Origin of the sequence: Paenarthrobacter sp. CCNWLY172 (assembly GCF_037402035.1) — a bacterium.
Lineage (GTDB): Bacteria > Actinomycetota > Actinomycetes > Actinomycetales > Micrococcaceae > Arthrobacter.
This window is the reverse complement of the sequence record NZ_JBBEGB010000006.1, coordinates 163,689-185,460: the sequence shown is the minus strand read 5'-3', so window position 1 is coordinate 185,460 and position 21,772 is coordinate 163,689. Positions and strand designations below refer to the sequence as shown.

The following is a 21,772-nucleotide window of genomic DNA, read 5'->3' as shown; positions in this document are numbered from 1 at the left end:
GATGGACAAGAGAATATTTGGCATCGAAACGGAATTCGGGATCTCTTATTCCAGCCCGGATTCACGGCCCTTGGCTCCCGAAGAAGTAGCCCGCTACCTCTTCCGCAAGGTGGTCAGTTGGGGCCGTTCGTCCAATGTGTTCCTGACCAATGGCTCGCGGCTGTACCTGGATGTGGGTTCGCATCCGGAGTATGCCACGGCCGAGTGCGACGACCTCGCACAGCTGATTGCCCATGACAGGGCGGGCGAACTCATCCTGGACGACCTCGTGGATGAGGCCCAGGCAAGGCTGGCGGCAGAGGGCTTCAATGGCACTGTTTACCTCTTTAAGAACAACACCGACTCCGCGGGAAACTCCTACGGCAGCCACGAGAACTATCTGATCCCGCGCCGCGGCGAATTTTCCCGCCTTGCTGAAATCCTCATTCCCTTCCTGGTGACGCGCCAGCTGATCGCCGGTGCAGGCAAGGTCCTCAAAACACCCCATGGGGCCACCTTCGCGTTCTCCCAACGGGCGGACCACATTTGGGAGGGCGTGTCCTCAGCAACCACCAGGTCCCGCCCCATCATCAATACCCGCGACGAGCCCCATGCCGATGCCGAGTTCTACCGCCGCCTCCATGTGATCGTGGGGGACAGCAATATGTCCGAAACCACGGCACTGCTCAAAGTGGGAACAGTGGACCTGATCCTCCGCATGATCGAGTCGGGCGTCATCATGCGCGACATGCGCATGGAGAACCCCATCCGCAGCATCCGCGAAATCTCCCATGACCTGACAGGCCGCGCCCTGGTCAGGCTTGCCAACGGCAGGCAGCTCACCGCCCTCGATATCCAGCGCGAATACCTCACCAAAGTCACCGAATTTGTCGCCACCAACGGGGCGCACAATCCCCATGTACCGCTGATCCTGGACCTCTGGAAGCGCACGCTGGACGCCATCGAAAGCGGTGACACGTCCACCATTGATACCGAGGTGGACTGGGCCATCAAGAAGAAGTTGATGGACGGGTACATGCACCGGCACGAACTCAGCCTGGACTCTCCACGAATCGCCCAACTTGACCTCACTTACCACGACATCTCGCGGCAACGCGGCATCTTCTTCCTGCTGCAGGCGCGGGGGGCAGCACGTCGGTTGGTCACGGAAACAGAGGTCAAAGACGCCGTGGACGCACCGCCGCAAACAACGCGGGCGAAACTGCGTGGAGACTTTGTCCGCCGGGCCCAGGAGCTTGGACGTGACTACACCGTGGATTGGGTCCACCTGAAGCTGAACGACCGCGCCCACCAGACAATCCTCTGCAAGGACCCGTTCCGGAGCGTCGACGAGCGGGTGGATGCGCTCCTGGACTCTATGAGCTGACTCCCAGCTTCACGGGCTATTCTGGATAGTGGTCTCTTTACGGGACCCAACCTGCTTGGAGGCGCAAAGCGCCCTTCCGAGTGTCCCTTGCCCCGACGAAAGTGTCTTTTTGTGCGCCGACTCCTAGCAATCCTCCTGCCCGCCCTTTTGCTCATCACCGCCTGTGGCGGCGAGAGCACGCCGGCGGCCGAGCCCACCAGCAAGTCCGTAGGCGACGTCTCCAAGCTCGACTCCGTCAAGGTAACGGACAACGGCAACGACAAAGCGCCGGGCATTGAATTCTCCAAGCCCCTCACTGTGGCTGAGCCCACGGTTGACGTCGTCAGCGAAGGCGATGGAGCCCGCGTGAAGGCGGGGCAGACGGCTGAACTGGCCTACGTCGCCGTGGACGGCAACGATGGCAAGACCCTCGAGGACGGCTACGCGAACGGCCCCCAGCCGATCGATCTGACGGATCAGATCAAGTCCAGCAATGAACTGATCTACAACGCCATTATCGGCGCCAAGGTCGGCAGCCACGTTGCCATCGCCGCCCCCGGCAATTCCTCGGGTGACACCCCTGCCGGCACACAGCTGGTGGTCTTCAAGATCGTGTCCGCCAAGGACGCCGCTCCGGTCCTGGAGAAGCCCGAAGGTGAAACAGTGACTCCTCCGGCCGGCCTGCCCAGCGTGAAGGAAGACGACAAGGGCATTCCGCAGATTTCCGTGGATGGCGTCGCCGCGCCCAAGGAACTCATCGCCCAGGACCTGATCAAGGGCTCCGGAGCTGCCGTCAAGGCCACTGACACCCTGACCGTCAACTACGTCGGTGTAAACCTCGTAGGCGGCACCAAGTTCGATTCGAGCTTCGACCGGGGAGAGCCCACCAGCTTCCCCCTCACCGGCGTCATCAAGGGCTGGACGCAGGGCCTTGAAGGCAAGACCGTCGGCTCGCGCGTGCTGCTGGTCATCCCGCAGGACCTGGCCTACGGTGAAACCGGCCAGGGCGAAGCCAAGGGCGACCTCGTATTCGTCGTCGACATCCTCGGCGTCAAGTAACCACCACCGAAACGTCGACAAGACTGCCGGGCACTGGCTTAGGCTGGTTCCTGACACCAATCCGACCCCCACACCAAGGAGCAACCATGTCATTTGGTCAGCGTGACTTTGACCGCACCAAGCCTGAAATCGACTTCCCTGAGGGCGATGTCCCCACCGACCTCGTGATCACGGACCTCATTGAGGGCACCGGTCCCGAAGCCAAAGCCGGCGACACCGTCTCCACCCACTACGTTGGCGTCGCCTGGTCCACCGGCGAAGAATTCGACGCTTCCTGGGGCCGCGGCGCTCCGCTGGACTTCCGCGTTGGCGTCGGCCAGGTCATCCAGGGCTGGGACCAGGGCCTGCTGGGCATGAAGGTCGGCGGCCGCCGCCGCCTGGAGATTCCTTCGGAGCTCGCCTACGGTTCCCGTGGCGCCGGTGGAGCCATCAAGCCCAACGAAGCACTGATCTTCGTTGTAGACCTCGTGGCCGTCCGCTAGGACACCTCTCAGGGCAAGGCGCGTTACTTTCCGGTTTTACCGGTTGGTGACGCGCCTTGCTGCTTTCCCGCCGGACTTTAGTAACGTAGCAACCGTGTCCGCATCCCGCACTGAACGACTCTTGAACCTTCTCCTGGCTTTGCTCAATACCCGGGTGGGCCTGCCACGCTCCGTCCTGCGCGAGAAGGTCTACCACGATTCCGCAGAGAATGACGTTGCCTTCGGGCGCATGTTCGAGCGCGACAAAGTGGATTTGAAACAGTTTGGCTTTGAGATCGAGACACTCACGGATCCACGCCACTTCGGTGTCGACGACCCTGCGTCCACGCGCTATCGCATCGGCAAGGACTCCAACCGGCTGCCCGATGTGAGCCTCACGCCCGCAGAATGCACCGTGTTGCTTCTCGCTGCGCAGCTGTGGGAACGGGCAGCACTTGGCTCCGCGGCAGCCAACGCCGTCCGCAAGCTGCAAGCCGCAGGAGGTTTCACGGATGTGGACCTCCCCGCCGGGGTCCAGCCCCGGATCAAACCCGCAGGACAAGCCTTCGACGACGTCGTGGCAGCCATGCATGGCAACCATCCGGTCCGCTTCGGCTACCTCGCCGTCAGTACCGGGCGTGAAGAAGTCCGCGAGGTTGAGCCTTGGGGACTCGGCAGCCGCTTTGGCCAGTGGTACCTCGTGGGCTTCGACCGGGGGAGGGGAGCAAAGAGGCTCTTCCGGCTTTCACGGATGACTACCGCGGTGGCCCTGGTGCCGGGGAGCAGCTTCGAGCCGCCGGTCGGTTTCAATGCCAGGGCCGAGCTGGATGCCCTCCATGAATTACCCGTGCAGCGGGCCATGCTCTCCGTCGACAAGGACCGCCTGCTCGCCTTGCGCAAAAGGGCGGTCGAAACATCCCCCGTGGATTCCACCCGGGACCGCGTTATGGTGGAGTTCCGGGATCCCGAGGTTCTCGCCGAAGAGCTGGCCTCGTACGGTCCGCACGTAAAGGTGGACGGCCCGGCTGAACTGCGTGCCGCCGTCGTGCGCCGCCTCCAAGGTGCCCTGGACTTCGATGCTGGACCGCCCGTACCGGTGGTGTTCCCGGAGGCCGCGCGGGCCCAGCGTGCCCGTAAGCGCACCTCCGAGGACCAACTCGCCAGAATGCTGCAGCTGGTCCCGTTCCTGGTCCATCACCAGGGTCTCCACATCCAGGAAGTGGCAGACCACTTCGGCATCACCCGCAAGGCGCTGATAGACGATCTGAAGATCCTCATCTGTTCGGGACTCCCTGAGGGATATCCGGATGACCTCCTGGACATCCAGTGGGAAAACGACCATGTGTACATCTCCGAGCACCTGGACCTGAACCGCCCGGTACGCTTCAGCGAAGATGAAGCCGCTGCCTTGCTGACCGGCCTGGCCATGCTGGGAGACCTTCCGGCGTTGGCGGGCGTCTCCGAAGACGAGCCAGGGAGTGCCTTGGAATCCGTCACCATCAAGCTGACTGGCGCTGCAGGGCAGGCGGGACGCTTGGCTGGCGCAGTAGCCGGCCAATCCGTTGAGCCCGAGCAATCACAGGCGTTCGCCGTCATTACCCAGGCGATCAGGGACGGCCGCCAACTGCACTTGAAGTATCTTTCCCGGCAGCGGGACGAGCTGACCGAACGGGACGTTGACCCCCTGCGGCTCTATTCGCTGGATAATACGTGGTACTTCGAGGCGTATTGCCACAGCAAGGCAGGCATCAGGAACTTCCGCCTGGACAGAGTGGAAATCGTCGAACCGAACGGACGCCCTGCCTCAGGGACGGCCACTGCAGAGCAGGACTTCCCTGCCCGCTTGTTTACGCCCAGCGACGACGACGTCCTGGTGGTGCTGCACCTGACCAGGCAGGGTTTGGGGCTGGCGGATGACTACTACGCGGAGCGCACTGCGCAACTGTCCGACGGCGGCCTCCTTGCCGAGGTGCGGTTCGGCACAGCGGAGTGGCTGCCCATGTTCGTTTCCCAACACGGCGGCTCCGTCCGAATCCTGGAACCCGTGGCCCTGCGCGATCAAACCAGGACATGGCTTAACGTGGCCCTGGAGCAGTACGACTCTCCGTCCGACCGCGCGGCTGGCTAGACTACTCAGATGCCTTGGTGGTTCTGGATCCTGTTGTGGATCGCGCTCATAGCCCTGTCGTTGCTGCTTCACCTGACGCTGGGGTATCGCTTGTTCAGAAAATTCATGTCAACTGTTCATGAACTGGGCGACGCGGGTAAACGTTTCAGCAACCTTCCACCTGTCGTCGAAACCTCCGACGTTGAAACCTCGGAAAACCGCCCCGGGCCCGGGTCCGCAATTTTTGCCTCACCGGATCAGATGCGTCATGATTACCTGACGGCCAAAGCCTTCCGCCAGGAAGTTCGTCGCCAAAGGCGCGTCAAGCGCAAAGCAGAGCGGGGTCAGCCCCAATCCCTGCACGACATTGAATTCAGATAGACGTAGGATGTATCCAAAAGGAAAGGACCTCCCCACATGAGGCTCGAAGGCTGGCATCTCATCATCATCATCGTCCTGGCTCTGGTGCTCTTCGCAGCGCCGAAGCTGCCGTCCATGGCGCGCAGCATTGGGCAGTCGATGCGCATTTTCAAGTCTGAAGTCCGCGAAATGAAGAAGGACGGTTCTTCCGAAGCGAAGGACTCCCAGGACGCTTCCGACGCCGTTGAAGGCAAGGTAGTAGGCCACCCGGACGCCAAGGCCAAGAACACCGGCGAGACTGACGTTCCGCCCTCCAACCGCGTCTAGAGAGAAGTGGTGGAAACGAAGGGGCGCAAGGCCAACCCCGAAGCCCGGATGGCGCTCCTTGACCACCTCAAGGAGCTGAAGAACCGGCTCTTCAAGGCTGCAATCGGCATCATCCTTGGCACCGTGGTGGGCTTCATCGTCTACCAACCGCTTCTGGAGGCCCTGATCAAACCGATCAAGGACCTTAACGAGAAGGAGGGGCGAGCCGCCACCCTGAACTTTGACGGAGTGGCCAGCTCTTTTGACCTCATGGTGCAGGTCTCGGTGTTCCTCGGCGTGCTCCTTGCCTGCCCGGTGTGGATCTACCAGCTCTGGGCCTTCATTGTGCCTGGGCTGCACAAGAAGGAACGGCGCTTGGCGTTGGCCTTCGTGGCCGCGGCCGTACCCCTCTTCGTCGGCGGGGTACTCCTTGCCTGGCTGGTGCTCCCCAATGCCGTCAGGGTGTTGACGGACTTCACCCCGTCGGGTGCCTCCAACTTCATCACCGCCCAGGTGTACCTGGCGTTTGTCCTGAGGCTCCTGCTGGCGTTCGGCATCGCCTTCCTGGTTCCCGTGGTGCTCGTTGGGCTGAACCTTGCCGGGATCGTCAAAGGCAAGCAACTCATCAAGAGTTGGCGCATTACCATCTTCCTGGTCTGCTTGTTCGCTGCGATGGCCGCTCCCGGCGCTGACGCCATGAGCATGTTCTATCTCGCAGCACCCATGCTGCTCCTGTTCTTTGCGGCCATTGGAGTCTGCGTCCTTAACGACCGTCGCCGTGAACGCCGTGCCATCAAGCGGGCAGCTGAGACTGAAGCCACGGCGGACATCGCCACCCCGGCATCGGATCTGGAGAATCTCTAGACCGTGGGCCACTAGGCTTGATGCATGTCCTCCATCTCCGGGTCTCCATCACCATCAGAGAGCTACCAGGCTGCAGCGCAGCGGGCCTCTGAGTCCAAAACCTATCTGGGCGCCTTTGCCCGTTCCTTGGATTTTGACCTGGATGACTTTCAACGCGAGGCATGCAGGTCCCTCCAGGAGGGCCGTGGCGTCCTGGTGGCAGCACCCACGGGGGCAGGCAAGACGATCGTGGGGGAGTTCGCGATCTACCTTGCTCTGGAACGAGGCCTCAAGGCTTTCTACACCACCCCCATCAAGGCGCTGAGCAACCAGAAGTTCTCGGAGCTGGCATCAAAATACGGCGCTGCGAACGTAGGCCTGCTGACAGGCGATACCACCATCAATGGCGACGCCCCTGTGGTGGTCATGACCACCGAAGTCCTGCGGAACATGCTGTACGCAGACTCCGAGACCCTGGGCGACCTGGGGTTTGTGGTAATGGACGAAGTCCATTACCTGGCTGATCGCTTCCGGGGTGCAGTCTGGGAAGAAGTCATCATCCATTTGCCCAGCGAGGTCCAGGTGGCTTCGCTCAGTGCCACCGTTTCCAACGCTGAAGAGTTTGGCGCCTGGCTGGATACTGTCCGGGGTGATACCGACGTCATCGTCTCCGAACACCGGCCGGTACCGCTGTGGCAGCACGTCATGGTGGGCCGCGAAATAGTTGATCTCTTCGCCGGCGACACCACCTTCGATGAAATTGCACCCCAGGCCACCGGGGCGCCGGAGACTGAGGTGCCCGATATTTCCGAGGCCGCCGAGGTAGCCAGCGAACCCGCCCCCACGGACCGGCGAAACGTCCATGCCAAGCGTTCCTCCGCCGCCAAAGTCCAGCAGGCCGTCACTGGACCTGAGTTTGAGGTCAATCCGGATCTGCTGGCCATGGCCCGTTCCGAGAGCCGCATGAACATGAGCGGCCGTTTTGGCCACGGGGGACGCAGCCGCCGCCGTCAGGACCGTCACCGCGATGAACGCCAGCAGTCAGAGCAACGCAGCCCGGTTCGCAAGGCAAGCCGGCCCCAGGTCATTGAGAGCCTCAGGCGCCAGGATCTGCTGCCTGCGATCACGTTTATTTTCTCCAGGGCCGGCTGTGACGCAGCCGTCGCACAGTGTGCAGCCTCCGGGCTATGGCTGACAACGGAGCGTGAACAACAAATCATCGCCCAGCGCGTGGACGAAGCCAGTCACGAAATTCCTGCAGACGATCTCGACGTCCTCGGTTTCTGGGGCTGGCGCGACGGGCTCCTCAGGGGCTTTGCCGCCCACCACGCGGGCATGCTGCCCACCTTCAAGGAAGTGGTGGAAAAACTCTTTGCCGATGGCTTGGTCAAGGCCGTCTTCGCCACCGAAACGCTGGCCCTGGGCGTCAACATGCCGGCCCGCTGCGTGGTGCTGGAGAAACTGGAAAAGTTCAACGGTGAAGCCCATGTCAATATCACAGCGGGGGAGTACACCCAGCTGACGGGCCGGGCAGGACGCCGGGGCATCGACGTCGAAGGCCATGCGGTGGTGCTCTGGCAGCCGGGGACCGACCCCGCAGCCGTGGCAGGCCTGGCCTCACGGCGGACGTACCCCCTGAACTCCAGCTTCCGGCCCACCTACAACATGAGCATCAACTTGATTGCCCAGTTTGGCCGTGTTCGCGCCCGCGAAATCCTGGAGTCCTCTTTTGCCCAGTTCCAGGCAGACCGCTCCGTGGTGGGTATCGCCCGGCAGGTGCGGGGGCGCGAAGAGTCTCTGGCTGGCTACGCCAAATCCATGCAGTGCCATCTGGGTGACTTTACCGAGTACGCAAAACTCCGGCGGGAGCTGAGCGACGCAGAGAATTTCGCGGCCCGCGACCATCAGCGCGCCCGCAAGTCCCACGTTGCCGATTCCCTGGCCCGGCTGATCCCCGGCGATGTCATCAGTATCTTCAGCGGCAGGCTGGCCGGCCATGCGGTTGTTCTAGAAGTGGATCCGAATGCCCGTGAGCCCCGGCCATCGGTGCTGACCTCGGATAACCAGCTTCGCCGGATCGGCGTGCACGATCTCGACGGACCGGTCTCGCCCGTGACGCGGATCCGCATACCCAAATCGTTCAATGCCAAGGTGCCCAAGGCCCGCCGCGACCTCGCCTCCTCCATGCGCCACGCCATCAGTGAAGATGCACCGCACAGCCGCCGCAACAGCAGGCACGAGGACTTCGGCCTGGGGGCCCGCATGCCCGACCAGGAAAAGAAGATCGCCGATCTGAGGCGTGCACTGCGCGCCCACCCCTGCCACGGCTGCAGCGAAAGCGAAGACCACGCCCGCTGGTCGGAGCGCTGGTGGAAGTTGCGGAAGGAAACCGACGGACTGGTCCGCCAGATCCAGAGCCGCACCAACACCATCGCCAAAACCTTCGACCGCGTGTGTGATCTGCTCTCCGCTTATGGCTACCTGGAGACGAACGACGCCGGCCACGTCAGCATCAGTTTCGACGGGCAGCGGCTTCGCCGGATCTATGGCGAGAAGGATCTGCTCATTTCACAGTCGGTCCGACGCGGGGCATTGAACGATCTCGATGCCGCCGAGTTGGCGTCCTTGGCCAGCACGCTGGTCTACCAAGCCAAACGCGAAGACCGCGGCCTGCGGCCCAAGATGCCCAGTGTTTCGCTGGAGACCGCCGTGGATATTGTCGTCCGCGAATGGTCCCAGCTGGAGGATACCGAGGAACATTACAGGCTCCCTTTGACGGGCGAGCCGGAACTTGGACTGATGTGGCCCATGTATAAGTGGGCCAAGGGCCGCCACCTGCAGGATGTCCTGAGCGGAACCGACCTCGCCGCCGGCGACTTTGTCCGTTGGGCCAAACAGGTAGTGGACCTCCTTGACCAATTGGCCAAGATCCCCCAACTCGACCCCAGAGTGGCAAGGATCTGCCGTGAGGCCATTGAGCTGGTTCGTCGCGGCGTTGTTGCCTACTCCACTGTGGCCTAGCGCCACCCTTCACTGATTGACCGTTTCCAACGCTCAAGGAGCACAACGCATGAACCAGCCAGGCGTGCCAACCGGCCACAACCGTACCGCTGAGGGCCGCAAGGTCACCATGTACCGCAACGGATCCATTTATACGGCCGCTGATCCATTTGCCACGGCCATGGTGGTGGACGGCGATACCGTCGCCTGGGTGGGCTCCGAGCAAGCCGCCACGTCCATCGCTGACTCATCCATGGAGATCATCGATCTCCATGGCGCCCTCCTTGCGCCCGGCTTTGTGGACTCGCATGCGCACCTCACAGAAACGGGCCTTGCCCTTTCCGGCGTGGACCTCGCCACCGTGCGCTCAGCCAAGGAACTGCTCGACGCCGTTGCCACCGCCGGCGGCGACGGCACCATTATCGGGCACGGATGGGATGAGACAGCGTGGAACGACTCCTCGCTGCCCACCATCGAAGAACTTGACCGGGCAGGGGCTGGACGGCAGGTCTACCTCTCCCGCATTGATGTCCACTCCGCCTTGGTTTCTTCATCGTTGGCCGCAGCTGCCGGCCTGAAAGGCGTGGACGGGTTCTCCGGCGGCCCACGGGTTGTACGTGCAGCGCATACCGCTGCGCGCCTCACAGCCCGGCAGTTTCCCGAAGCGGTGCGGCGGGGACTCCAGGAACGTGCCCTCAAGGAAGCGGCGTCCCAAGGCTATGTAGCAGTGGCTGAAATGTCGGCACCCCACATCTGCGGCCCGGACGACTTGCGACTGGCAGCGTCGTGGAACGACCTCGGTGGCAGCCCTGAAGTGCTCCCGTACTGGGGCGAGCTGGCCTCGTCTGTGGAGCACGCCGAGAACATTCTGGGCGGCCTGGGAACCAAGGTCCTGGGTCTCGCCGGAGACCTTAACGTAGACGGTTCGCTTGGTTCCCGAACAGCTGCCCTCCTGGATGACTATTCCGATGCGCCTGGGCACCGCGGCAGCCTGTACCTCTCCGTGGATGATGCAGCCCGGCACCTTGCTGTAACCTCCCAGCTTGGCGTCCAAGCGGGCTTCCACGTCATTGGCGACGCTGGCCTCGCCACCGTTCTGGAAGCCTTGGACGTTGCCGCAGCTGAGGTAGGGGAGCAGCGGATCCGGGCCGCGGGCCACCGGCTGGAGCACGTTGAACTGGCCGATCAGTCCGCCATCGACAAGCTGGCCAAGTACTCCATCACCGTCAGCGTGCAACCTGGCTTCGACGCCGCGTGGGGCGCTCCAGGCGGGTTGTACGAGCAGCGCCTGGGAGGTCGAAGCAAGGCCATGAACCCCTTCGCGTCCTTCTACGCGAGTGGTGTCCCTATCGCCTTTGGCAGCGACAGCCCTGTCACGCCTCTTCGTCCGTGGACCAGCGTGCGCGCGTGCTTGGAACACAGCAACCCGGAACAACGGATATCCGCCAGGGCCGCTTTCCTGGGCCATACACGCGCCGGCTGGCGCGCCGCGAAGTACCGCAACCCCCTGATGGGCCAGCTGGTGCCCGGTGCACCTGCCAGTTTCGCGGTGTGGGAAGTGGAGGAGCTGATGGTCCAGGTGGCAGACAGCCGCGTCCAATCATGGAGCACGGACCCGCGGGCGCGGACACCGCTGTTGCCCGCACTGGATACCGGCAGCGACCCCCGGTGCCTGCAGACCGTCCGTGAAGGACAAGAGCTGTTCGCCCACGGGTCACTCCGGGTTTAGGGAATCAATTTCCAGCCGCCAGTAGCCTGCTGAACTGGGCCGATGCCAGGATCCGCAGGTCACCGGGCGGTTGACAGCGTGGGGTGAGTCCGTAGCATTGAGGCTCAACGGATGATCAGCCCGCGGGCGAAAGCCACGGTTTGATGGTTCGGTCGCGGCCGGAGCACGTTCATGGTGGCGGCAAACAGGTGGGCAGGTCCGCAGCGACCCAGAAAACAGTTCGTCCGGGACTCAGTTGCCCGGCGCCACTGGACCTGGGCTTGTGGACCTGCCCGCGGCATGCCGCCTCCGGCACCTCCGCCTGTGTCCCACGCCACTACCGCCCAGGGAGCGCGCTGCGGCGTCCTATAATGGAGAGTTGCGCCAGAATGCCAGCCGCCACGGCTGGTCCGGCACACTGACCGCTCCATCAAGGAAAGGCCTCTTCTTGCGTGTCCTGACGATCATTCCCACCTACAACGAGCTCGAATCGCTCCCGGTGACCCTGGGGCGGCTGCGCGCAGCAGTTCCCGAGTCCGATGTTCTAGTGGTTGACGACAACAGCCCTGATGGTACCGGACAACTGGCCGATGAGTTTGCTGCCAAAGACCACCAGGTTCATGTCTTGCATCGTAAGGGCAAGGAAGGCCTCGGTGCGGCCTATATCGCCGGTTTCAAGTGGGGGCTCGCCGCCGGGTATGACGTCCTGGTGGAAATGGACGCCGACGGTTCGCACAAGCCGGAACAGTTGCCGTTGCTCCTGGATGCCGTCAGGGATGGAGCCGACCTCGCCATGGGCTCACGCTGGGTCCCCGGTGGCAGCGTGGTCAACTGGCCGCTCTACCGCCAGGCCATCTCACGTGTCGGCAGTACCTATGCCCGCATCATGCTCGGCGTGAAGATCAAGGACGTCACCGGAGGCTACCGCGCCTTCAAGCGCAGCACCCTGGAGGCGCTGAACCTGGATGAGGTCGAGTCGGTCGGCTACGGCTTCCAGGTGGACCTCGCCTGGCGGGTGGCCAAGCTGGGCCTCCGCATCGAGGAACGCCCCATTACCTTTGTGGAGCGGGAGCTGGGTGCGTCGAAGATGAGCGGCAACATTGTGGTGGAAGCCATGATCAACGTCACCAAGTGGGGATTGGCGGCCCGCTGGGCAAAGCTCACCCGCAAGACGCCCGCCACGGCAAAGTAGCCCTTCCAAAAGAAAGGCCCGGTCCGGTTCCCTAGGGAACCAGACCCGGCCTTTCTTGGTCTGGGCGTGCTTTTGTCTGGGTTGCAGACTAAGCCGAGCGGCGCTCTCCGCGGCGCTCACGCAGAATGTTCAAACGATCTTCAAGGATCTGCTCCAGCTCAGGAAGGCTGCGGCGTTCCAGCAGCATGTCCCAGTGGGTGCGGACGGCTTTCTCGTTGGCATCCACAGGACGCTCGCCATCGACCAGAAGAGCTTCCTTGCCGGTCTTCGAAACCCAAACCGGGGGAATCTCTGCCTCGGAGGAGAAAGTTACGAAGACCTGCTCGCCGTCCTCGCAGCGGTACTCGACCCGCTGGCGCGGTGCCGGTTCAACGCCGGATTCGGTTTCCATGCTTTGGGCGCCAAGACGCATACCCCGCAGGCTGCGATCGCTCATGATTACTCCCTCTGTCTGTACGCGGAGCAGGAACCCCGCGCTGGCCGTAAGCCGTTTTCACGATCCTTACGGACTACTTCTGCACACCTTGCATCACTAATTGCAACGCCTGGCCAAGCTTTTATGTTCCATCCAGGCTGAACCAGCCGGACAAATATCCCATTATACGCGGAACATCTCCTACTACTCAAAAGCCACGACACGCAACGAGCGGCCAGCCGGAATGGCTGACCGCTCGTAAAGCCTTAACCTCTGGTTATTCGGCAGGCCGTGCATGCTCCGCGGACGCTGCGGGAGCGGGCGTCTTACTTTCGTCCCCGCCACCGAAAAGACCTACGGGGGAGTCCCCGTTGTTCCCTCCGAGGGCGCCGCCGATGCCCTTGAGGGCTTCGCCGACTTCGCTGGGAATGATCCAGAGTTTGTTCGAGCTTCCTTCAGCGATCTTCGGGAGGGTCTGCAAATACTGGTAAGCAAGAAGCTTCTGGTCCGGGTTGCCCTTGTGGATGGCGTCGAAGACCTTCTGGATGGCCTGGGCTTCACCGTCGGCGCGGAGGATGGCCGCCTTGGCATCACCCTCAGCGGCGAGAATGGCCGCTTGGCGCTGGCCTTCAGCGGTGAGGATTTGCGACTGCTTGGTACCTTCGGCGGTCAGAATGGCCGCACGGCGATCCCGCTCTGCGCGCATCTGCTTTTCCATCGAGTCCTGGATCGAATGGGGCGGATCAATCGCTTTCAGCTCCACGCGCGACACGCGGATTCCCCAACGGCCCGTGGCTTCGTCCAGGACGCCACGCAACTGACCATTGATCTGGTCGCGCGATGTGAGCGCCTCTTCGAGGTTCAGCCCACCGACCACATTGCGGAGCGTGGTGGTTGTCAGCTGCTCGACCGCCTGGATGTAGTTGGCGATCTCATACGTAGCCGCCCGGGGATCGGTGACCTGGAAATAGACCACGGTGTCGATCGAGACCACCAGGTTGTCCTCAGTGATAACAGGCTGCGGCGGGAAGGACACCACTTGTTCGCGGAGGTCCAGGAGCGGCAGGAGCCGGTCAACAAACGGGATCAGGATGGTGAGGCCCGGGTTCAGCGTGCGCTGGTACTTACCGAGTCGTTCAACGACGCCGGCGCGGGCCTGCGGGATGATCCTTACCGAGCGGACCAACACTATGATGACAAAAATAACGAGAACAATCAGCACAATTGCTGCTGCTGTTCCTCCTAAGCCGTCCATACATCTCCTTCGTTCCCCAATTGCGTGGTTTGATGCGCCGGTCCGGCCAGGCTGCCGAACCGCGTGAATTCAAGGCGCGTGGTCAGCGCGGGCTGTTGTCGGCCGGCGAGGTGACTACCGCCGTCGCGCCGTCGATTTTGGTGACCTGGACTGTGGCGCCGGCGTCGATGACACCGGCGGTGCTACGGGCGCTCCAGACGTCACCGCCAATTTTGACGAGCCCACTGGTGCCGCTCACGGCTTCAATGACGAGAGCGGGCTGGCCAATCAGCCGGTCGATGTTGGATCGCTGCTCTTCGGGACCCTTGTGAAGGTGCTTGAGCGCTACGGGCCGCACGAAGGCGATCATCAGGAGGGAAACCACGCAGAAGATGACAATCTGAAGCCAGAAATCCGCGCCGGCGAAGTCGGCAACCAAGCCCGCCAAGGCTCCTCCGCCCAGCATGATGAAGAAGAGGTCCAAGGTGAGCATTTCCACCACTGCGAACGCGAGGAAGACCGTGAGCCAGAGGGCCCACCAATTCTCGCCGAGCCATTCAAACATCATTCCCCCTTGGTCCCGGACCCCGCAGGCGGGATCACAGTCGCTGTTCTTCCATCCTAGCCCGCTGCGCTGTCCCACGTCAGGGCACGGTAAAGACGTTGATCCGGAATTTCGCGGTGGTGGACACAGAACCAGTGGGCTCGCCCATCTGTCCCTGATCCCGGAGATGGTGGCCGGCAGGACCCATGTAGGCGAGGTCGCCCATCTGCGGTCCGGTCAGCTCCAAGGGCACATCCAGTCCGTACACCGCAGCGGGGCTGAAATACTCCTTCATGGTGTCAGCCAGACGTTCCTCCTTGCCCTCTTCGATGCCCAGCATTCCTGTCCTGGCAGCAACCTCGGCGAGATGGCCCGGCCGGGGTGTCACCACGATCAGTTTCCCGCCTGGGCGGGTGACCCTCGCGAACTCGGCTGGGTTGCGCGGGGCAAAGACCACCATGACCACGTCCACCGAATTGTCAGCCACCGGTAATGGACGCCAAATGTCCCACACGAGGTTTGCCGCCTGGGGGTTGAGCCGGGCCGCCCTGCGGAGCGCGAACTTGGAGATGTCCAGGCCGATCGCAGCAGCCCCGGATTCTTCGACAACCGCGTGGAGGTAGTGACCTGTGCCGGTGCCTGCATCCAGAACCACCGCACCGGGAAGGCGGAGCGCGCCGGCCGCTTCTTCGGCGACGGCGGCGGCTAAAGCAGCGTAGTGGCCTGCGTCCAGGAACCGGTGACGTGCTGCCACCATGGCTGCAGTGTCGGATTCAAAGACTGTTCCCTTGCCTGTCAACAGATTGAAGTACCCCTGTTTGGCGGAGTCGAAAAGGTGCCCGGACGCGCAAGCCAACGTCCTCTGCGGATCTTCCTTCAGCTGGAGCGCTCCTTGGCACAGCGGACAACGGAGGGCAGCGACGGCTTCGGACAACATGGCTTCAATCCTACGGCTGGACGGAGTGTCAGGTGCCGGGCGCCGGGCTCCCGGGCTAGGCTCACCCTCGTGAAACCCGAGCAACTGCCACTGCTGAACTCCGTGTCCGCCCCTGCCATCCACCCCGATGGGACCAAGGCGGTGGTTTCTGTCACCAGGCCGGATTTTGACGCAGACAGTTATGTTGGCCAACTGTGGACGGTCCCCTTGGACACCACCAAACACCCGCGTCGCATTACCCGCGGCTTCAGGGACAGTTCGCCTGCCTTCTCACCCGACGGCCTTGTCCTGGCCTTCCTCCGGAGCGATCCGGACGGCAAGCCGCAAATATTCGTCGTGGAGGCTGCCGGCGGCGAGCCGCAGCGGATCACGGATCAGCACACCGGAGTGGCAGGATTCGTGTGGGCGCCCGATTCGCACCGGATTGCTTTCCTGGCGCGCGTCCCGGAACAAGGACGTTACGGAACGGTGGAGGGTGTGACCTCCGGCGGCGAGGATGCCCGACTGCTCACTGCGAACCAGTACAGAATGAACGGCGTGGGGTACACCTCCGATCAGCGCCAGCAGGTCTTCGTTGTTGAAGTACCGGAATTGGGCGGTGAGCCCGCGGTAGCGCCCCGTGGGCGCGCGGCCCACGAACGGCCAGCACCTGCTGCGCCCGGGATTCCAGCGGCCAGGCAACTGACGTTTGGTGATTCAGACCACGAGTCCCCGTGCTTTTCTGCCGACGGCGCGCACCTCTACTTCGTGGCGGCGCTGCATGAAGGGCACGACGACGATCTTGTCACCTCGGTTTACAGGGTGGAGGCCGGCGGAAGCCAGCCGTCCGTCGTCGAACCATCCAATGCAGGCCTTCAAACCGTCACCGGCGTCCGGGCCTCCTTGGATGGACGCTGGCTGTTCTATACCGCCCAGGACCTGGGCACTACAGGCAAGGACTTTGTTGCCCGGAACGGTGTCCTGTACGTCATGCCGGTGGACGGGGGAGAAGCAACGGCCCTGACCGATGAAGAACATCTGGACGTTTCAGGGCCTTTGGAACCGAGCGGACCTGCCAGCGTGCTTGTCCTGAATACCGCCCTGGGCAGCGTTGAACTGCTCGACGTTCCCGCCGATGGCGAGATCATGCCGCTGGTCCATGGTGCCCGGGTAGTCATTGGCGCAACGGTTGCCGCCAACGGTGAGATCGCCGTGAGTCTCGCGGACGCTTCAACCATGGGCGACGTCGCTTCCCTGGTTCGTGGGGAACTGCGCTTGTTGACCGACTTCTCAGCCGCGCTCAGGAACAATTCCCGCGTCAGCGAGCCCTTGCACCTCGACACCGAATCCTCTGATGGGCACCCGGTGCATGGTTGGCTGGTCCTGCCGGACGGGCCCGGACCGCATCCGGTGCTGCTGTCCATCCACGGTGGTCCATTCGCCCAGTACACGGGAGCTTATTTCGATGAAGCGCAGGTCTACGCTGCCGCCGGATACGCAGTAGTGATGTGCAATCCCCGTGGCTCAGCCGGCTACGGCCAAACGCACGGCCGCGCCATCAAAGGGCGCATGGGAACCTTGGACATGCAGGACGTGCTGGCATTTCTGGATGCGGCCTTGGCCGCCCATAGCGCGGTGCTGGACAAGGACCGGGTGGGCATCATGGGTGGTTCCTACGGAGGTTACCTGACCGCCTGGACCATCGCCCACGATCACCGCTTCAAAGCAGCAATCGTTGAACGCGGATTCCTGGACCCGGTCAGCTTCGCGGGGTCCTCGGATATCGGCTGGTTTTTCGGCGGTGAGTACACGGGTGGCACTCCCGAGCAGATGACGGCCCAGAGCCCCATGGCAGTTGTGGGTGCCGTTCAAACTCCAACGCTGGTGGTGCACAGCGAAAACGACCTTCGATGCCCCATCGAACAAGGGCAGCGCTACTACTCACACCTGAAGGCCCAGGGCGTTGAGACCGCTTTGTTGGTTTTCCCCGGCGAGGACCACGAGTTGTCCAGGTCCGGGACGCCGCACCACCGCAAGCAGCGCTTTGACCACATCCTTGGCTGGTGGGCACGGCATTTGCCTACTGCCTCGAATCAGGCGGAGGGCCAGGTGCACTAATCCAGCGGGCCGCTTGACCTGACCCTGGCCGTCAGCGCAGGAAGCCCAGGCTCCGGCGTGCATCCTCGATCTCCGGAGTTGCCCAGCGGGCCGAGTGCTCCGCGTTACTGGACAACGACCTGATTTCGGCACGGTCCAGGTACAGCGTGCCGAGGAGATGGTCCGTCTCATGTTGCACTATGCGCGCCTGCCAGCCTGAGAACCATTCCTCCACTGGCTCACCCGCGGGCGTAACGTAGCTCAGTTCTACATTCCGGTGACGGGTCACCACAGCCTGGTAACCGTTGACGGAGAGGCAGCCCTCATAGAAGGAGGCCGTCTCCACCCCCAGCGGACGGCACTGCGGGTTCACGATGGCGAAAAACTCCATATGCTCCCGATGCCGTACCGCGGCGGAGGCGGGGTCAAGATCGTACTGGTCCTCCAGCACGGCCAACTGCAGGGGGATGCCCAGCTGGGGTGCAGCCAACCCGACGCCGGGAGCGTCGTGCATCACCTCGCGCATCCGCTCCACCAACGCCATCAGTTCGACGTCGTCCAGCTGGCCATCGAAGGGGGCGGCGAGTTGACGCAGCACGGGGTGTCCAGCCTGGACGATCGTGGGAAGTTCTTCCGCATCAAGCAACCTGCGGACGGCGTCCCGGATCTGGGTGGGGTTGTAGTCCGTGGCTGGGCTCGCGGCCTCGTGATGAGGTTGATGGTTCATGGCACGAGCCTATCGCCATGCCAGGCTGTTGCGTTGGGCTAGGCTCGATGAATGACCGATTCATCTTCTTTGGACCACGTATTGGGGTTCGTCAGGACTGTTGAAGCCGGCGGCGGAGCTGCTGAGCTGCGGCCCTACCTTGCTGAGGACTTCCAACTCACGGAGTGGCCCCATGCGTTGTCCAAAACAGGTTCCACCAGGAACCTGCAGGACACTCTGGCCGGCGCCGACCACAGCAAGGACATTGTTGCCGATCAGCGTTTCGAGGTGGTCCGCACCACCAGCGAAGGCGACCGCGTGGTACTCGAGATGAACTGGTCGGCCACGCTGCTCCTTGACCTCCCGCACTGGGACCGCGGCGATACCATCAGGGCCAGGAGCACAGCGGTCTTTGAGCTGCGGGACGGGCTGATAGTCAGCCAGGATACGTACGACTGCTATTACACGACGCCGGAGTAGCTAACGCATGGTGAAACGCCGTTCCACCACCCCTGCTATTGATGGAAGCCCGAGCACGCCTGCGAAGAACCTGTTCCGGGCGTCCATGACCGACGGTGGCAACGGCCTGCCCAGCGCCATGTTAAGTCCGGCCTGACGCGAAGCCCGTTGGGCCGCCTTTTTGCGGGACCGTTCGAAATGCTCCAGCAGCCGCCCCACGTCGGCCCCACCAAATGAAGCATCCATGATCGGTGCAAGTGCCGCGGCGTCCAACCAGCCCAGATTCATGCCTTGACCACCGATCGGACTGATTTCGTGGGCGGCGTCGCCGAGCAACACCACCCGGCCGTGGACCATTCGCGCCGCAAGCCGGGACCGCACCTCGAAGGCACTCAGCATGGTGTTGCTGCGGGCGTCCGGAACTTCGCCCGTTCTGGCGCCGATCAGCTCAGCCAGCCCGGCCGCCGTCGTGCCCTTGTCGGGTGACCCCAGCCTCACCACCCATCGGCGCACCCCGTCCGGCAGCGGAAACGACTCCACAATCCCGGCCGGTTCCAGATAGAGGACGGCATCCGTGCCATGGGGAGTGGCATCAGCGAAATCACCCATGATGTAGCAGTCCGGATAGCTCCGTGACGGCAAGTGCGGCAGGATCCTTTGGCGGATCGCTGAGTGCGCCCCGTCGGCGGCTACCACCAACCGGGCGCGGAACTCCAGGCCTCCAACGGCTGAATCCGCCAAGACGCGCACGGACCTGAAGTCATCCACCACTTCCTGGACATCCGCACCGCGAACGATCGCCGCGGAGTCCAGATCCATGACGGTCCTTTCCAGGACCTTTTCGGTAACCGTCTGCGGTACCGCAAGGATGAACGGGAAGTGGGGGTCGCCGTCGAACGCCAGCCGGGCAACCATGCGCCCCTGGCTGTAGGCAACTCCACGGTGGATATGAACGCCGGCCGCAATCAACTCCCCGGCAAGCCCGGCGCTGGCCAGCTCCGCCAACGCCGGTGGATGGATACCGATGGCCCGCGAACTGTCACTGTGGCTGGCCCTCCGTTCCAGTATCCGCACCTGATGCCCTTGCTGAAGCAACAGGGCTCCCATGAACAGTCCCACGGGCCCGGCACCGACAATCACTACGTCAAACATTCTCTTCCCTTGTTTCAGAATCCGGGCGCTCCTCGTGGACCAGCAGGTGATGCCAAAGACCGTTTGCCTGGACCCTCCAACTCGCCGGAACGGTGGATGCCAGTTCCGCGGCGGTGTAGCTGCGCTTGATGGATACAAGGCCGTCGCCCCAGATAAAGGAGCCCAGGCCCAAGGGCCAGAAAAAGGTCATGAACAGCAGGTAGGAGACGTTGCTGCGTTTGAGGTCGTTGTGGAGGACGAGGCCGCGGCTGAGCGCCTCCGAGTCGCGCAGGACACCGGCGATCTGCCCGGCGTCGAGGTGGTGAAGGATGTGGTTGGAGATGACGAAATCGAACACCAGCCCTTCTGCGACGAGCTCGGAACTGTGTGCTTGACGGTAGGTGACACCCTCCATCGCGGGAAGCTTCGCGGCAAAGGCAAAAGCCCTGGCATCCGGATCGATCGCAGTCACAGTGAGACGGAAGCCATCCTTCCGGGCCCACCCAGCAAGGCTCCGTGCCACGTCACCGCTGCCGCACCCGATGTCCAACAGCGACGCTGCGCCCTTGGCAGCCAACACCGGGCGGATCCTGCGGCGATAGGTACCGCGCCACCCCGAAAGAAGACTGTTGACCACCGGAAACCTGGCATAGGTCCGGGTGAGGCGGTCGGGGTCGCAGTCAGCTCTGTCCATCTCCTCCACAGACGACAGATCCCTGTCCCGAAGGGACCCCCAAGGACTCACAGATCGGGGGAGACCAGCGTGAAGAGGCCCGTCTCCACCGTCAGGCCTGGACCGAACGCCATGGAACAGATACGTTCTTCGCGTTCGGTAGCGGCCTGGCCCAACATGTACTTCAGGACGAAGAGCACCGTAGCGCTGCTCATGTTGCCGTATTCACGCAGTGTCTCCCGGGCCGGAATCAATTGTTCCTGGGTTAGCTCCAGCTTGGACTCGACCTTGTCAAGGATGCTGCGGCCGCCCGGGTGGATGGCCCAATGGGTGATATCCCGGTAAGGGAGCCCAGCGAGATTGGGTTCCTTGGCGAGGAGTGGTTCCAATGCCCCTGTGATGTGTTCCTCGATGATGTGGGGTACGTAGGAGCCCAGCACCATTTCGAATCCTTCGTCGCCGATGTTCCAGGCCATGGCTTCCTCGCCCACAGGCGTGAGAACCGTTTCGAAGTGGTCCAGCCTGATGACCGGTTCCGGTCCTTCGGGTTCCCGGGCCGTCACGACGGCTGCCGCCGCGCCGTCACCGAAGATGGCCGAACCCATGATGGTGTCGGGATCGTTGGAGGTGCGGACGTGAAGGGAGCAGAGTTCAACACAGATGACCAGGACCACGGCCTCCGGATCAGCCACGCAGAACTGTTTGGCGGCTTTGAGGGCAGGGAACGCGGCGTAGCAGCCCATGAAACCCAGGTGGTAGCGCTGGACGGCAGGGTTCAGGCCCAAGGCCCTGACAACCTTGTAATCGGGGCCCGGATTGAAGAAGCCCGTACAGGACACGGTGATGACGTGGGTGATGTCGTCGAGGTCGATACCGGAAGCTTGGGCAACCGCCGTCTTTCCGGCCTCCACAAACAGCTTGGTGGCTTCGGTAGCGAAAATTTCGTTGCGTACTTTGGTGCTGGGGCTAAGGACCCTGTTGGTTTCGGGGTCGAAGAACTCGGGATTCTCCGGATGGGCATCAAGGCTGAGCTCGGCAACGGCCGTGTAGCGGGTGTCGATTGCCGCCGAGTCGAAACAGGTGGTGACCAGGCGCGTTCCCAGTCGTGTCAGGCCTGGTTGGGAGGCGAAGACTTCGCGGGCCTGCTGCTGCACGAGGATTGTTGGCGGAACTGCGGTTTCAAGGGACCTCACGTATACCGGCATGCTTCATTCTT

20 protein-coding genes are annotated in these 21,772 nt (G+C 62.8%); 12 read left to right on the top strand and 8 right to left on the bottom strand.

Annotated elements, in window-relative coordinates; all coding sequences use genetic code 11:
* The first annotated feature begins 1 nt into the window (after position 1).
* From pafA to WBN73_RS11395, 10 genes are all read left to right on the top strand, one after another.
* Entirely contained in the window at positions 2 to 1,366 is a 1,365-nt protein-coding gene (gene pafA, locus WBN73_RS11440; protein ID WP_337340305.1) for a Pup--protein ligase, read from the top strand.
* 111 nt (positions 1,367 to 1,477) lie between these two features.
* The gene (locus WBN73_RS11435) at positions 1,478 to 2,404 is read left to right on the top strand and encodes an FKBP-type peptidyl-prolyl cis-trans isomerase (RefSeq protein WP_337340304.1); all 927 of its coding nucleotides are present in this window, start codon (positions 1,478 to 1,480) and stop codon (positions 2,402 to 2,404) included.
* A gap of 86 nt (positions 2,405 to 2,490) precedes the next feature.
* Positions 2,491 to 2,886 (top strand): FKBP-type peptidyl-prolyl cis-trans isomerase, encoded by a 396-nt coding sequence (locus WBN73_RS11430; RefSeq protein WP_017200957.1) that lies wholly within the window; start codon positions 2,491 to 2,493, stop codon positions 2,884 to 2,886.
* 94 nt (positions 2,887 to 2,980) lie between these two features.
* A complete protein-coding gene (locus WBN73_RS11425; RefSeq protein ID WP_337340303.1) occupies positions 2,981 to 4,993 on the top strand; it encodes a helix-turn-helix transcriptional regulator in 2,013 nt (670 codons plus the stop codon).
* Positions 4,994 to 5,002: 9 nt separating this feature from the next.
* Complete coding sequence (locus WBN73_RS11420) at positions 5,003 to 5,353, top strand: hypothetical protein (RefSeq protein ID WP_207593586.1); 351 nt, start codon at positions 5,003 to 5,005, stop codon at positions 5,351 to 5,353.
* Positions 5,354 to 5,389: 36 nt separating this feature from the next.
* Positions 5,390 to 5,659, top strand: a complete 270-nt coding sequence (gene tatA / locus WBN73_RS11415; RefSeq protein ID WP_280622872.1) for a Sec-independent protein translocase subunit TatA — start codon at positions 5,390 to 5,392, stop codon at positions 5,657 to 5,659.
* Positions 5,660 to 5,665: 6 nt separating this feature from the next.
* Positions 5,666 to 6,502, top strand: coding sequence for a twin-arginine translocase subunit TatC (tatC, locus tag WBN73_RS11410; protein ID WP_280622873.1), 837 nt, complete (start codon positions 5,666 to 5,668; stop codon positions 6,500 to 6,502).
* A gap of 24 nt (positions 6,503 to 6,526) precedes the next feature.
* Positions 6,527 to 9,502 (top strand): DEAD/DEAH box helicase, encoded by a 2,976-nt coding sequence (locus tag WBN73_RS11405; protein ID WP_337340302.1) that lies wholly within the window; start codon positions 6,527 to 6,529, stop codon positions 9,500 to 9,502.
* 49 nt (positions 9,503 to 9,551) lie between these two features.
* On the top strand, positions 9,552 to 11,210 hold the full coding sequence (locus WBN73_RS11400; RefSeq protein ID WP_337340301.1) for an amidohydrolase: 1,659 nt from the start codon (positions 9,552 to 9,554) through the stop codon (positions 11,208 to 11,210).
* Between the two features lie 427 nt (positions 11,211 to 11,637).
* Entirely contained in the window at positions 11,638 to 12,381 is a 744-nt protein-coding gene (locus WBN73_RS11395) for a polyprenol monophosphomannose synthase (protein WP_207593591.1), read from the top strand.
* Positions 12,382 to 12,469: 88 nt separating this feature from the next.
* Here the strand turns inward: WBN73_RS11395 and WBN73_RS11390 are convergent, their stop codons facing one another.
* The 4 genes from WBN73_RS11390 to WBN73_RS11375 form a co-directional block, all read right to left on the bottom strand.
* Positions 12,470 to 12,817, bottom strand: a complete 348-nt coding sequence (locus WBN73_RS11390; RefSeq protein WP_011774875.1) for an RNA polymerase-binding protein RbpA — start codon at positions 12,815 to 12,817, stop codon at positions 12,470 to 12,472.
* 256 nt (positions 12,818 to 13,073) lie between these two features.
* The gene (locus WBN73_RS11385) at positions 13,074 to 14,051 is read right to left on the bottom strand and encodes an SPFH domain-containing protein (protein WP_207593592.1); all 978 of its coding nucleotides are present in this window, start codon (positions 14,049 to 14,051) and stop codon (positions 13,074 to 13,076) included.
* Between the two features lie 82 nt (positions 14,052 to 14,133).
* Positions 14,134 to 14,595 carry an NfeD family protein gene (locus tag WBN73_RS11380; protein WP_207597560.1) on the bottom strand — a complete coding sequence of 154 codons (462 nt, stop codon included), beginning with the start codon at positions 14,593 to 14,595 and terminating at the stop codon, positions 14,134 to 14,136.
* A gap of 79 nt (positions 14,596 to 14,674) precedes the next feature.
* On the bottom strand, positions 14,675 to 15,511 hold the full coding sequence (locus WBN73_RS11375; RefSeq protein WP_337340300.1) for a putative RNA methyltransferase: 837 nt from the start codon (positions 15,509 to 15,511) through the stop codon (positions 14,675 to 14,677).
* Positions 15,512 to 15,580: 69 nt separating this feature from the next.
* Here WBN73_RS11375 and WBN73_RS11370 point away from each other — a divergent pair, with 69 nt between their 5' ends.
* Complete coding sequence (locus tag WBN73_RS11370; protein ID WP_337340299.1) at positions 15,581 to 17,608, top strand: S9 family peptidase; 2,028 nt, start codon at positions 15,581 to 15,583, stop codon at positions 17,606 to 17,608.
* Between the two features lie 31 nt (positions 17,609 to 17,639).
* Here WBN73_RS11370 and WBN73_RS11365 read toward each other — a convergent pair whose 3' ends face one another.
* Positions 17,640 to 18,314, bottom strand: coding sequence for a peptide deformylase (locus WBN73_RS11365; RefSeq protein WP_207593595.1), 675 nt, complete (start codon positions 18,312 to 18,314; stop codon positions 17,640 to 17,642).
* Positions 18,315 to 18,365: 51 nt separating this feature from the next.
* Here WBN73_RS11365 and WBN73_RS11360 point away from each other — a divergent pair, with 51 nt between their 5' ends.
* Positions 18,366 to 18,773, top strand: coding sequence for a nuclear transport factor 2 family protein (locus WBN73_RS11360; RefSeq protein WP_207593596.1), 408 nt, complete (start codon positions 18,366 to 18,368; stop codon positions 18,771 to 18,773).
* On the opposite strand, the gene WBN73_RS11355 is transcribed toward WBN73_RS11360, so the two are convergent.
* The 3 genes from WBN73_RS11355 to WBN73_RS11345 are packed head-to-tail and all read right to left on the bottom strand — an operon-like array spanning position 18,774 to position 21,761.
* Positions 18,774 to 19,904, bottom strand: a complete 1,131-nt coding sequence (locus WBN73_RS11355; protein WP_337340298.1) for an FAD-dependent oxidoreductase — start codon at positions 19,902 to 19,904, stop codon at positions 18,774 to 18,776. It lies immediately after the preceding gene.
* Positions 19,897 to 20,628: a class I SAM-dependent methyltransferase gene (locus WBN73_RS11350; protein WP_337340297.1), complete on the bottom strand. Its 732-nt coding sequence runs from the start codon at positions 20,626 to 20,628 to the stop codon at positions 19,897 to 19,899. Before WBN73_RS11350 ends, WBN73_RS11355 begins: the two co-directional genes overlap by 8 nt.
* Positions 20,625 to 21,761, bottom strand: a complete 1,137-nt coding sequence (locus WBN73_RS11345; RefSeq protein ID WP_337340296.1) for a type III polyketide synthase — start codon at positions 21,759 to 21,761, stop codon at positions 20,625 to 20,627. Before WBN73_RS11345 ends, WBN73_RS11350 begins: the two co-directional genes overlap by 4 nt.
* Between the last annotated feature and the right edge of the window lie 11 nt (positions 21,762 to 21,772).